The organism is Paraburkholderia terrae (assembly GCF_002902925.1).
GTDB classification, from domain to species: Bacteria; Pseudomonadota; Gammaproteobacteria; order Burkholderiales; family Burkholderiaceae; genus Paraburkholderia; species Paraburkholderia terrae.
In genome coordinates this window covers 1358630-1372207 of sequence record NZ_CP026113.1, presented here as the reverse complement: position 1 = coordinate 1372207, position 13578 = coordinate 1358630, and the positions used below count along the sequence as shown (strand labels likewise).

General features: G+C 57.9%; 6 protein-coding genes. All 6 read right to left on the bottom strand.

Annotated features, from left to right (window positions below; genetic code table 11):
- Positions 1–179 precede the first annotated feature (179 nt).
- A complete protein-coding gene (locus tag C2L65_RS35885) occupies positions 180–908 on the bottom strand; it encodes a TIR domain-containing protein (RefSeq protein ID WP_052426777.1) in 729 nt (242 codons plus the stop codon).
- Positions 909–1048: 140 nt separating this feature from the next.
- The gene (locus C2L65_RS35880) at positions 1049–1798 is read right to left on the bottom strand and encodes a lysozyme inhibitor LprI family protein (protein ID WP_042304784.1); all 750 of its coding nucleotides are present in this window, start codon (positions 1796–1798) and stop codon (positions 1049–1051) included.
- Between the two features lie 368 nt (positions 1799–2166).
- Positions 2167–3516, bottom strand: coding sequence for a hypothetical protein (locus C2L65_RS35875; protein ID WP_042304783.1), 1350 nt, complete (start codon positions 3514–3516; stop codon positions 2167–2169).
- Entirely contained in the window at positions 3513–9797 is a 6285-nt protein-coding gene (locus C2L65_RS35870) for an AAA domain-containing protein (RefSeq protein ID WP_042304916.1), read from the bottom strand. Before C2L65_RS35870 ends, C2L65_RS35875 begins: the two co-directional genes overlap by 4 nt.
- Before the next feature lie 17 nt (positions 9798–9814).
- Positions 9815–10459 (bottom strand): 4Fe-4S single cluster domain-containing protein, encoded by a 645-nt coding sequence (locus tag C2L65_RS35865; protein WP_042304782.1) that lies wholly within the window; start codon positions 10457–10459, stop codon positions 9815–9817.
- Positions 10460–10464: 5 nt separating this feature from the next.
- On the bottom strand, positions 10465–12288 hold the full coding sequence (locus C2L65_RS35860; RefSeq protein ID WP_042304781.1) for an AAA family ATPase: 1824 nt from the start codon (positions 12286–12288) through the stop codon (positions 10465–10467).
- Positions 12289–13578: the final 1290 nt, after the last annotated feature.

The following is a 13578-nucleotide window of genomic DNA, read 5'->3' as shown; positions in this document are numbered from 1 at the left end:
TGGCGTTGAAAGCATCCATGTCTTGCTCAACACGCACACATCGCCGACCGTGCGATTAACAGTCTCGATGAACTCGCGCCGTGGGTCGTTGCCGCTCAGCTCCGCACCACAGTCTGAAGATCACCATCTCCAGTAAAGACGTCGCTGGTGGCACGCATACGCCGGTCCTCGACCTGGTTTTACAGTTCGGAGGGTCTGGCGTCGGCGATGAACGTTAGTTTCTTTGCGTCGGCAGGGAGATCGAGTGTCACGGTAAAACCGTAACGCGTCCAGCAGTCGATTAAGTGGGGTGTCAAGCTCTTGCCGTTTGCATCCCTGAAGTTAAGCGCCGGAGTGCATCTCATGGGAGGCTGAAACACCACGGAGAATCGGTTTCGGTCGATCGGAATGACGTGGCAGCTCTCTTCTGTATGCATATACGCACATCCCGGCTCGGGATCATTGGCGAGTATCTTTGAAGCGGCGTTGAGAATGTCATCAGAAGCCGGTCCCAGCGCAGCTTTTAGATTGCCGTCCGCCCGTTTTCCGTAAGTTGCCAACGACAAGCCAAGGAGATCCGTTGGGACTCTAAAGGGTCCGACGTCAGCGGGTACCACTGCAAACACGCGCTTTCGACCGAGAATTCCAACAAATAAGCCCATTTCAAAAACGACATTGTCGCGCGCCGCAATTGCTTCTTGCCCGCGAATCACTACTTCGTCGTCAGGGGAGAAGATGAGTATTGCAAATGCCGACCGGTGAGCTTCCTCAATCAGCGCGTCCATCGTGTAAGTTGATGGATCAAAAACGCCTTGGTGCCATACGGTCACCTCCATCGTCTCAGACAACAATGCCTGCAGGGCGACAGCGTGCTTGCGGCCTTCTTTTGACGAGCCGATAAATGCGCGTGGCTTGGGTTTGATGATCACGATAGAAACATCCAGATATACGGTATTTCAATGTAACGTTGTTCGCCGTGTTGAGGGAGGCGGATGAGATGCGACCGTAGTCCGGCCTCAAAGGATCTACAACGCCCCTGGAATATGTATTCAGATCGATCAACCATCCGCTACTTGACACTCGGGTCGCCAGTCTGGGCGATCTTGGTCATAATATCGCTCTCGTAGGAATACCAAGATGTGAGGCAAGCCTTGTCCTTGCAGTTTTTTTCACGAAAATTCCACTGTTTGCGCATCCGGTCAGCGAACGCAGCTTGGTCCTGAGCCGCAGCACGCGCTTTTTGTACAAGATCGGCCAGTGAGCGATCGGACGCAGCCAGTTCGGGATCGTGACAGATCAGATACTGGGGGATGGATCCGGCCTGGTTACAGTCGAAGCTGGTTTGCTGCAGCGACGCTTCGCCAGCTTGAGGCTGCTGGCCCACGGACGTTGAGGGAGCCGAACTCGGTGTCCCGTCAACGGTTGCCACGGTCTCCACGCTTGAGGCTGTTGGGACGGGTGTCGGTGCAAGCTGCGCAGCCTGCCCGCTGGAGACTTGACCATACGGGACCAGTTGGCCTGACGCTGCATCTGCAAGCATTGCTCCTATGATCGATTCTGGCGTCAGGCGCAATGTTTGAGTGCTGATGACAGAATCTCCAGAGATAAGCTCAGACTTTGCAAAATCGCACGGTGACTGACAGCTCACGCGCGTCACGACACTGGTATTGCTCGCATCCTGTCCGAGGATGATCACGACGTACATGCCGTTCTTACTGCCCACGTAACGCATCATGATCAGCGGCTTCGTAGCAGTCCCTTTGCGGACGTCCTCCTCGCTCAAGGCCGGTTCATATCCATACGTACCACTGTCGACCATTGCGTAGTTATGGTGGGGCGGCGGCGCGACAGGTTGCGGCACCGACACCGTTGGCGGCGCAGCAGGAGACGAGGCAATAGCGGGTGCCGACGAGGCATGAGCACCTGAATCCTTGTCACAGCCCGATAACACAAGCATCGCAATCCCGATGCAACCAAACCAGAGCACCCCGTTTCTCATTCGTTTTCCCTTCAATTCTGGTCTTCTGTTTTTTGTTGAATTTCGACAGTTTCATGGAGATGTCGATAATCTCTATTGTATTTGTTTGCGGGCCGATGCAGATGGAAGTCCGCGCAAACTAAGCAAGCCAGAAACGCGGACGGACTTTCTCACAGCCGACATCAAAAAAGACCGTCAATGAATCTTGCCTAGTTCAAAGTGTGTTTCTTCGCGTTATCCATCGGCGTCTGCTCGGTATCACCGACAACTTTGAGTGGGACCTGACCGATTGCCATGGCGCGTTCAATGAGAAGGTTGTTGCCTTGCTCGGCAACCAGCTGCTGGAGCTTCGAAAACTCTCCGCACCAGAGCGTCTCAACGTCCTTGTCGCGACTGCTATCACGGTCATTCGTAAGCGCAACGGCGCGAACCTGCAGCCGGCTTGATTCGGCCTGACCGCCTACCTCGACTCCATATCCCGGTAACGACGGCTTACGAAGAACGACGCGCCCATCCGTGGCCCATGCGGTGGCCATACCCTCGTGCACCTCGTAGCCGAGGCGTGCGAGCCCGTGAAGGATGACTTCCCGTCTCGACTGGGCGGCCTTCTTTTGCATATCCTGGTCGAGGAAAGATTGACAATCTCCCACGAGTGCCTCAATTGTCTCGACGTCGGTTGCTTCGTTGCATGCTGCAACTCGTTGTTGAAGAGCTTTCGCGTCTTCGGAAACGATGCGCGGCATTTGTGCCGCCAGCTCGGTCAGGCGATGCAATGCTGCCCGTCTTGTCCGCTCCGACTCGATGCTTCCCGCCAGATCGATGATCAAACTATCGAGAAGAAGCTTGCGACGCACGTCGCTAGATTCGACCTCTGCAGCGTGCAAGCGCGAAAGATACATGGCCGTTTGTGCCTGACCAACAAGCGTTTGGGCTTCGGCAATCTTGGCGTCAACTCGCTCGAGCATGCCGTCGGCGGGAGAGGTCGACTTTTGAGCGGCTTTCCAAGCATCGAAGGTTTGCGTTTCAACGGAACTCGACAGCTTGGCTGCGAGTTCACGTTGCGCGTCGGTCAAGCCGGGCCTGTCGGTCGGCGCAAGGAGTGCGAACCCTTGAGCAAGAATTGACTCAATCCGGTCAGAAACTTCGCCTTTTGCGACAGATACGAGTTGCATCTCGAGGTCGGCTGGAAGTTGCTTCCCGCGTGCCGTCAAGGCGCTCAGGAGCGTCGTCGCATTTTCGCGTCCCTGACGTGCACGCTTACGTGCCGACGCGGCCTTCTCAATGGCATGCTGTTCGCGGCGAAGCGCGTCAGCCCTTAAAAACGCGATCTCATCGGGGACCTTTTTCTGCAAATCCATGAATGCATCCGCTTTAAGCAGTTCAACAAGCTGGCGTTGCCGTTCACGGGTCGCAGCTATTTCCTGATCAGACAGCTCATCATTCCTTTTTCCTTCGGCGATCCACTGATTGATCGCCTGTTCCAGTCGGCGGAGATGCCCTTCGCAAATGGCGAGGATCTCTTCGCGTGTCACGATGCGAACAACTTTCGGACCACTCATGCCATCACCTCCGTTTGCAGCGCTGCTTCAATGGCAGACCTGAGGCGTGCGCGCTCTTCTTCGTTGTTGTGGTACCAGGCTTGAGAAGAGACGCGGTGCAGACGCGGAATCGCGCGTCGCAATACAGACGGACGCCAGATTTCCCGTGCACGTGCGCGTTGCAAGAGCGGGTGACGAGGAGCATCGCATTCGATACCGATCGCGTACAACCCGGTCTCCGGGTCGGCAATGGCGAAGTCCAACCCAAAAGCATCACCCTCCCGCGCCGGCACCGGATCGAAGCCGCACGAACGAATGAAGCCTAGAACATCGTCCGCGAAACCATCGGCGACTGCATGGTCCTCGAATCGATTTTGTGCGCGCTCGCTGGTCATCCGGGCCAGTAGCGCCCGTCCACTCGGAAGCTCGCCGTTCGACATCGCACGCGCGTACTCCATATAACCCTGGAGGTAGTCCCGGGGAATCGCCGGCTTGCGATGCGTGTTGAGCATGTCCGAGATATCGCGTATTGGCATTGAAGTGACGAGCACTACCTTTTGTCGAGCACGGGTAACCGCGACGTTCAGACGTCGCTCGCCACCTTTCTGTCCCAACACTCCAAAATTGCGCCGGAAGGTGCCTTGGCCATTTCGTCCGAAGGTGGTCGAAAAGACGATGACATCACGTTCATCGCCCTGAACATTCTCGACGTTCTTGACGAAGACTGCCATGTCTTCACCGCTTTCGACGCGGTCGCTTTCCTCACGATAGGCATTGCGGAATTCCTCGTCGTCTTCCGCGCGCAACTCCAGCTTCTCCTCGATCAGATCCGCCTGTTTGCGATTGAAGGTGACAACACCAACGGAAGGCCGTTCGGCGAACGGCTGACGCCAGAGTTCGGAGAGGTACGCGACAACGCGGCCTGCTTCAGCCTCATTGGTTTGTTGCTCGTACAGGCCGTTCACCTGAATGAGTTCGACTGGCTTCACCTGTCGAACGGTCTCATCCGGATGCCGGACTGGGACGCTCAGGTTATTCTCGTAAAACGCAGCGTTCGAGTACCCAATCAGTTCTCGATACGCTGAGCGATAGTGAATCTGGAGCGTAGACGTCGGTAGGGCCGTTCGAGCCAGTTGCAGCAGATCGGGGCAATCCTTGATTTCACGCCGATTCCAGGTGTCCTCGAAAATCTCCCGTTCCTCTTCCGTGGCATCCTCGTCAGGTTGCTCTCCGTCGTAGAGTTCAGCCTCGTCGCTTTCTGTCCGGCTAGAGAAGAAGGTCGTTGGGGGCATCTGCTTCTCGTCGCCGCTGACAACTGAGACACCGCCGCGAAAGAGGGTGGGCAACGCGAATTCGACTGGCATCTGGGACGCCTCGTCGTAGACGACTGTGTCGAACAGGTTTGACTTCAACGGCAATACGCGACTTGCGACGTCCGGGTTCATGAGCCAGACGGGCCGAAGGGTCATTAGTCCGAGGCCGGCCCCGAGCTCAATGAACTCGCGCAATCGGCGCGAGCGGCGGCCTGTCAGGCGGGTGACATCCTCCCAGTCCCGGGCTGACCGCAGTTTGCTCCGGTCAATGCCTTCGCGAAGCACATCCCGGTTCAGGCGGCGCATCTGCTCGTCAGCCGTTGCAAGGGCCTCAACCTTCGCTGCTGTTTCGCTCTGGTCGAGGAGAAGCTCCGGATTTTCCTGTTCCATCCTGCGCTTCCAGCCCAGACGGGCTTCGCGGTTGATCAGTCGGCGAACCTCCCAGTCCAGATCTTCGGGGCGCACTTGCGCCAGAGACGCCTCGTGCGTGCGCATTACCGCAAAAATCTCGAGGCCGGGTTCGCCCAGATGTCGCGCACGGGTTCGAAATTGCTGGTACGCACCCAACGTAGGCAGACTGTCATGGATGCGGTTAAGCGGAGCCTGGTAGCTGATGTTCTGCGTAATCGCGTTCTTGCAGGCTTCGAACAGTTCGGCGGAAAACCAGTCCGCCAGCAGCGAGAGCGACTGTATGCTGTGCTGGCGTGCATTGTGACGTACAAACGCCGTCTCAAAGCCATCCAGGAGTTGTTCGACAGGTGCACGGTCGCCTGTCATGACAGCTGAATCGAACTCGTCGCCGCGCGGGGCGATCGCAAGGTGCTGGGCGAGCTCGCGGATTTCCTCAAGCTGTCGCAGCCGGGTCAGACATTCATCGGATAGGGTTGGGCCACACTCAGGAGCAACTACCTCGAGATGCAATGATTGGCTGGTCGCGTTCAGACCGTCTCGCAGCGGTCGCCATGCCCGCTCAAGTCTGGCAGCTCCGAGCAGACGATCCAACGTCTCGCTCGACGCTGGGGCGCCGTGCGCCGCCGCAAACTTCAAGAGCCCTCGGCGTCTGACATAGGACGCGGGGTTGAGTCGGCTGAAAAAGGTCGGCGGACGCGTTGCCAAGGCGGCACGGGCTTCGATGTATGCGAGTTCCGAGGCGGGCAGGCGCGCAAGAGCAGGAGAGAGCGCTGTATCAAAAGCAGCGCTGTCTGTCCGGACGAGCTCACCGTGCAATCGCTTAAGCGTTGCGTAGTGGGTATGCCCCTGCGAGTCGAGTTTGTCCGAAGGGCGAAACAGCGGCAGCCATTGAGCGAGTCGTTTGCGTTGCACGTCGTCCAGATCGACAAGGCGGCGTGCATTGGCGTCGAGCCATGCACGATACGGCGCCGGGTCGTCGATATCGAAGCGTGCGGGATGTGCTGCAAGCGTATCAATTCGAAGCTGTTCGGCCTCGCGGAAGGCGGCGAAGATCGACTTGAATTCGTTGATCGTTGCCGGGTCTGTGGCGAACGGCTTCAGTTGCGCCAGAGCGCTGCCCTCGAACCGGGCGGGCAACCAGTATCTCGCGAGCGGTGCGATCTGTTCTTCCAGCGTTGTCAGCGTCGAGATGTCCATCGTGGATAACCTCGATCGCAACTGCGGCGCGTCGATCGGTGCATCACCGGATTCAAGCTGTATCAGCTCGCCAAGCAGAATGCGATAACTAAGTCCCGTAGGTTCATCAACTGCGTGGATGGCTTCGTGATGGCGATCCAGTTCGCCCTCGAGCGCTTCTATGCGTGCGGCCATGCGCTCTCGCTGCCGGATCCAGCTATTGTCGAAGGCCGAACCCTTGTGAATCGCCTCGAGCTGTTCGCGTACTGCTCGGATCGTTGGCTCCCGGTCCTTGTTGACATCGTTGACCATAACGATCCGATCTCCGAGGCCTTCGGCCACCAGGCGCTTATGTACAACCTCGAGCGCGGCGTGTTTCTGGCAGACGATCAGGAGGCTTTTGCCGCGTCCGATGGCGTCCGCGACCATGTTGACGATAGTCTGGCTCTTGCCGGTTCCCGGTGGGCCTTCGACCAGTAGGCCGGGATTTTGCCGCGCCTGCATTACTGCAGATTCCTGCGACGGATCGCTGGCGACGGTCAGGAATCGGTCGATCTCTGCATCTCCTCCTGACACCGGCTCTGTGGCGCTCTTTTCCTTCAGCCGCAACATGTTTTCCAGCGCGGTACCAGACGGAGATAGCGACTTCAGGTGTCGTAGATCCTCCCCGATCGCCTGGCCCATGAACGTGACATGAAAGAGGACAGCCGAACAGGCCAACTGAGGCTCGCCAGCGCGGACAGCAACGCTCGACGAGGGGAGGCCAGTAATCTGGCGGCGCTCAGCTGTCGCGAGCATGCCAAACGCGTCCATGACGTCGGCGACCTTCAAGGCAGAACGGCCGAGCACTTCATCGGCGGCTGCTCTCCAGGCCTTGGTGGCCTCACGGCCAAGCAGTCCTTCCAGTGCCGGGTTGAGTCGAACTTCTTCACGCTCGCCGTCGAAGGCGAGCGCTACCTGACCTCGTGCGCCCAACTCCATGAGCAGCTTGACGGGCCACAGGAGGACCGGGGCGATGCGTGGTTTTGTGTTGCTACGCGTGTCTTTGTGAAGAAGGAATGGGAAGCCCAGGTAGAGGCCGTCGATGCCAGTGTCGCGCTTATACAGGGACGTTTGTCGATACAACGTGGCGAGGCGATTCTCAAGAGTGGTGGATGCGCCGAAAATCGCAGGGTCGATGGAAACGGTCTGAGCGTTTCGCTGAAGCAGATGTTCGAGTACAGCGGAACTGGTATGCCGGTCGCTGTTCAGCTCGTAGATGTCAACCCGGCCAGTCGTCTTGCCGATGGTCATCCGAACGAGAGGGCCACGCATGACGGCTGCCGAAACCTTCTTCTCGAAGAAATCAAGAATTTGCGAGACATACTGCTGCTTCTGGGGCTCAAGCCATTGCTCGGCCGGTACGGCCAGCAGCACGATTGCTTCGTGAAGCGCTAGCCGGCGCTCGAGGCGGAACTGTTCGGCCCAGTCATCGACCGTCTTGTTTCCCGTCCTCGCAAAACCGGCGATGCGGTCATCCACCTTCCGGAAGAGCTCCTGTCGCGGCAACGCCAGGTCGGCGCGTGCCGTCTCAGCATCAAACGCCAAGATATCTTCTTTGCCTGCGATCTGGGTCGCCTGCTCGAGGATCGTGTCAACAGAGCGAAACTGGTTGATTGACGCCCCAAGAAGGACAATGAGGTCCTCCTCGCTAATGACACGTCGCTCAGACAGGGACAGCAATCCCGGATGATCCGAATCCGGCAGGAGAAGCCGACGCTCCTCCCAGATGGCTGCGAGCCGCGCACGCGAGGTCGAAAGAAGATGGATGCGAACAGAATCTTCGTCGAGCTCGATACTGTGGCCGTGCGCTCGATTGCGGACTTGTTCGGCGCGGAGCCTCAGGCGTGAAAGCCATGTCTCAGTCTCAAGACGTTCCAGAAAAGCCGGAATGGGCCCTGTGATCAGGTCATACCCTTCGAGCGGATTTTTTAGCAGCCAACCCGGGGTAACGATGTCGCCACGCAGGATCAGCGGCATCTCGGGATTCAGAAGCTTGAGCGCGATCATGAGTCGCGAGTCGTCTTCGATTCCATCTAACTGCATGACCTGCCGCAGTCCCGCCAGAACCTTCGGCGACAGTCCAGCGGTTTCTGCCCATGTAACGAGCACGCCGCGCTGCAGACGATCGAGCGCTTCGGGCCAGTTGTCGCATTCGGCGGCAGCCAGCGCAAACACCGTTGGTCGGTGGTAGCGCTTCGTTCCGAGCGTGATACTTGCACCTTCCTCGCTGTCGGCTTCTGCTGTGTTTGCCGCCGGAGCATCGACTTCTTTCCCCTCAAGCCAGGCCTTGACCTGAGGCCATTGCCATCTTTGATGCCGGTCGCGGGCAAGCAGTCCGCGTAGCAGGAGGTGCAGAGACGGATCAAGGTCATCCGGCAAGGTGACGCCATTCGCCAGCACATGAATCAGGAACGCGTGTGGGTTGACTCCCTCAAAGCATGCTCCTTGGGTCAATTGCTCGAGCAGGATCATCCCGAGACTCCACCAGTCAGACGCGGCCGCTACACCACCGGCGATGGCTTCGGGAGCCATGTAGCGTGTTGTTTCAAGTGGCGAAACGATGTCGAGGTCGAAGTCGGAAAGTCGTGCCGATCCGAAACCGCTAATGACAAGGTCGATCGGATCCCTGCTCCGTACGAGCAGAGTACCCGGCCGGAGATCGCGATGACGCAGACCCGCCTCTGAAAATGAGTGAAGTGCCTGGCCCAGTTCATCGACGACATGACGGATGGCTGGCATATCGAGCAGGGCAATGCCAATATCGGCAAGCGTTCCGCCGCTTAGCTCCTCGGCTACCTCATATGCACGGCCGTTCCAGCGGCCTGTCGTGATAATTTCGGGTACATGCTCCCGAGGAAGTCGGCGTACGACTTCGTAGACAGACGGGTCGGGCTCAGCATCGTCCCGATACAAGGTCAGTACCGCTTGCCGGTTGTCGCCCCGGTGTTGTGCAATGTAACGCTCACGCGTGCTGTCGCTACTTGAAATCTGTCGCAGAAGGCGCCAGCCGTCGATCTGCGTTTCTTCGGGAGGACGGGGTTCTGCCTCCAGGTCACGGACTTCACGGTTGGGTGCGGACGTACCGGCCGGGTCGGCGCCACAGGTCAGGCACATCAGATCTCCCTCATTCATTGGGTGACCATTCGTGCAAAGCAGTGATGTGTCCGAGGCAGGCGGCTCAGTGTCGCCCGCCAGGCGTTGCGTCGCTTCTGAGGTGATGACCTCCGCCGGTCTCCAGCCAGTCTCGCGTATCGGCAGTGCGGACAAATCCCACTGGCAGGGTGCTTCGGAAACGGTTCCTTCGCAATACCACTCCTGCACAGACCGTTCAGTCTTGCAATTCGGGCAAAAACGCATCATCGCTGACATTTCCTGTCTTATCGGCTTCGCGCCTTGTCGGCGCTGATCTGGACCATATGGCCCTCGTCGTTCAATAGGTCTCTCAGGCGTTGAAAATCGCCGCGACTGGGGATTCCGGCAAACCAGACGCTGCCATCTTCGTCAAACATGACGTCCAATGACTTGTCCCGCGCGGTCAATGGCCGTTCAAACTGGGTAAATCGCTCACGGCCCAATTCCGTGAGCAGATGCATTCGCTGATTATCGCTCCCTCGGAGCGGCTTCGAATGAGCGGAATGCAGTTCAAATGGGTCGGTGATCAACGCATCGATCAATCCGTCGGATTTCACAAGCGTTTCTGGGAGGGATTCGATGGGGTATCCGCTATACACGAGAATATCGACCTGTGTCAGGGTACGCAGCACTCCCAGCAACGCCAGAAGCGCGTCTGGTTGCTCAAACGGCTCGCCGCCCGATATTGTTACTCCGTCTGCTTCCGGCAGATACCGCGAAATCTGCAAAATCAGCTGTTCGAGCGTCGTCTCTCCGCGACCGGTGGACCAGGTATCGGCTGAGATACAGCCAGGGCACCGAATGCTGCAGCCCTGGAACCAGATGCCAATACGTTTTCCCGGTCCCAGGCTTGTGACCGGAAAATGCACGCGGGAAAGGCGGAGATTCATGGGGCCTACAATTTTTGCAACTGGAGCTTACCCGTCGCCAACCCGTTCAGCATAAACCGCTCACCAGCTTTCGCATCTTGATCGAAGAGTTCACGCGCCAAAGGATTAATCAGATGCGCCTCAATCTGGTTGCGGATACCCCGGCCCCCATTGGACAAATCCTGCAGGCAGCGTAGTTTGAGCGCTGACCCCGATTCGTCTTCCACATCGATATCGATCCCTTGCGCGGCAATATCGTCGAGCACCGTGCGGACCATCTGCTCAAAGATTTCGGTAGCGACGTCGTTGCGGATAAAGTCAAATACGATGACATTCTCGCCGATTCGATTGAGAATTTCCGGCCGATTCAGCACGAGCTTGAAGTGGCGCTGGATTTCCTCGAGAACCTTCCCCTGAATAGCCTCAAAGGCGTCGCCGGGTGTGACGTTCGCAACACGACTTCCCGTCTCATCCTGCCGGTAAATCCCGAGGTTCGACGTGAAGACTATTAACGCTTCCGAGAAGTAGACGCGATCACCGCGCCCGGACGTGAGCACACCATCGTCGAGGATTTGCAGGAATTTATCGAGGATACGGGGATGTGCCTTTTCGATTTCGTCGAAGAGCACAACGCTGAATGGCCGCTCCCGAATTGCATTCGTGAGTTCACCACCTACGTCGTAACCGACGTATCCGGGCGGCGCGCCGATGAGCCGCTGATCTGCGTGCTCTGCGCTGAACTCAGACATATCGAAGCGGATGTAGGCACTTTCGTCGCCAAAGAGCAGGCTTGTGATGGTCTTGGCGAGTTCAGTCTTGCCGACACCTGTTGGTCCCGCGAGGAAAGCAACCCCACGCGGTCGATTTCCCTTGCGCTGGGAACCGACTCCCGTCACCGCACGCTTGACCAGATCAAGTATGTGAGTGACGGCATGCGCTTGACCCTTCACTCTGTTGCGAACGAATGCTTCCGCGTTCCGGATCTTCTCTCTGTCGATCTGAAGCCAGGGATCCTCCGTTACGCCAACCTTGTAGCGTCGGACCGCGTCGGCGATCTTCTCGATGGGCACATTTTCCACCCGGGCGAGCGTCGCAATCGCGTTCATGTCGGCAAGCAGAAGTCCCTCGCAACCATCAACGAACCAGTCACTGGCCTGATCCAGAGCGTCGGGAGCTGCTTGCTGCGCGCCGGGCACGCCACGAAGTAGGGCGCCGGACAAAGCCCGCCGAGCGGCGCTGTCCGGTTTGGAAACGGGAATGTGTCTGATTCGCGGGTTGTCGATAAGTAACCAGTCCGGGAGGTCACCCTCCTTATCGACGATCCATAGAACGGTATTGAAGAAAGGGCGCCGCTGCTCGCCCGCTGGCCGTGGCTTTGCGGTATGCGCAAGAACCAGCGCGCGCGTGAACAGATTGTGTTCGGCCGCGTTAAGGGTTTCCGCTCGCACAGCGAGTCGGGACGCGAAATCAATGACGAGCGCGATTGGTTCTCCGGCCAGATTCGCCACGCGTTCAAGCGTCGTCGTGAGGATATCGATGCCGCCCGATGCTGCTCCGTCAACCGGAGTCAAGCCAATGCGCCGAAGCGTTTCCTCTCCCTGACCGACCTGGGCAGATCGACCTTGAGCAACCGTGAATCCTGAAATCGGGTCCCAGGCCACCGTTTGAACGTATCCCGCTTCCTGGAGGCAGTCACAAAGCGAGGCCATCAACGGTTGCGCTGTAACGACACCCGGCGCCACCTCGCACGCCTGAAGATCTCGGATATTGCCGGACAGAACGAATTGGCTCTTCAGAGGCAGGAAGCGCAGCAGATCGCGCATCCAGCGAGGTTTCACATACGCAGACATGGCTGAAAATTGCGGACGGAGGAGAAACGTTACCACAATCGCCGCTTAGTCTAGCTAGCGAATTGATAGGCGTAGCGAACATTGATTATTAACGCATCAGGCAAATTCAATTAAACGTTTGCGCAAGGATTTACACGACATCCTTATGCCGGCAGGCGAACTAAAGGTTTGTGCACTTTCTCCGTAAACATCAGGGAAAGTACACAACATTGAGAGGGCAGAATGGCGGCGGCAACACGCAACACAAAGCGCCCATTAAACCGATGCGCGAATTGCGGTAAGACCTGGTATCCGCGTGGGACTAATTTGTCCACTCGATGTCCGAAATGCGGAAGCAGCAAAACGAAGATTGCAGGACTTGGAATAATCGGCGCGCTGGGCTCATTGTTTCTTATGTTCGCAATGGGTGGCCATCCAGGCACTCACAACGGCTCATCTGCCACGACGCCTTCACTCGACGTATCGACCCAGTCGACGAACGACGCGTCAACGCCTCAACTTTCCCACAGTCCTGCACTGAGCGATATTACCCCTCCCGCTCCGCGAGTCCTTGGAGGCGGGGCAGACGCGGCGTCAGGGGGAACGGTGGCCGCTACCGGTGCTGTCGACCAGGTCGCTGTTGCGAAGCCGACAGTAGCGAACGCACCGGGCGATGAATCTGCCGGTCCAGACGACATCGTTAGGCCTTCCAATTCCGAGGGCAGCGACGCAACGTTTTCCCATCATTGAGTTCTCGCAGATTTCGTAAAAATACCGTCCGATCATGAGTTTGCGCCCGCAAAATCAATGTAATGCCTGTGCGTACACGTGGTATCCACGTGGAAAGCACCTCTCCATTCGCTGTCCGCGATGCAGCAGTCGAAATATTGAAGTCGTGCGACCGCCTGAGCGCTCTTCATCCGGATGCGGCCCGGTCGTGCTGGTAGCCATCCTGGTCTTGGGCGCAATAGTCTGGGCAACGTCCCGGTCCGGTGGCGGTTCCTCTAGCCCTTCCTCATCGGCGGAACCTGTTGTTGCGAGTACCGCTGACGCGAGCGGCGCCGCGATTTCAAAACCAGCATCCGAAATCAACAGCGCCTCGATCCCGCAGAGCGGTCCGGCGGCCTCGGAGACGGCGATGCAAACGGTGCCTGCGAGTGAAGTCTCAACGGCAGAGGAGGCGGCTTCCGAAACGAGCGGCGCTACATCGGCGGGTGCTGCGTCACCCTCGAAACCTACTTACGCAACGAGCTTCGATTGCACGAAAGCCACACACGACGACGAGATTGCCATCTGTGAAGATCCCGGGCT

Bases quoted from the DNA above. Each gene is read 5' to 3' on its own strand.
- C2L65_RS35870 (WP_042304916.1), bottom strand. From the start codon at position 9,797: ATGATGCGTTTTTGCCCGAATTGCAAGACTGAACGGTCTGTGCAGGAG.
- C2L65_RS35875 (WP_042304783.1), bottom strand. From the start codon at position 3,516: ATGAGTGGTCCGAAAGTTGTTCGCATCGTGACACGCGAAGAGATCCTC.
- C2L65_RS35880 (WP_042304784.1), bottom strand. From the start codon at position 1,798: ATGGTCGACAGTGGTACGTATGGATATGAACCGGCCTTGAGCGAGGAG.
- C2L65_RS35865 (WP_042304782.1), bottom strand. From the start codon at position 10,459: ATGAATCTCCGCCTTTCCCGCGTGCATTTTCCGGTCACAAGCCTGGGA.
- C2L65_RS35860 (WP_042304781.1), bottom strand. From the start codon at position 12,288: ATGTCTGCGTATGTGAAACCTCGCTGGATGCGCGATCTGCTGCGCTTC.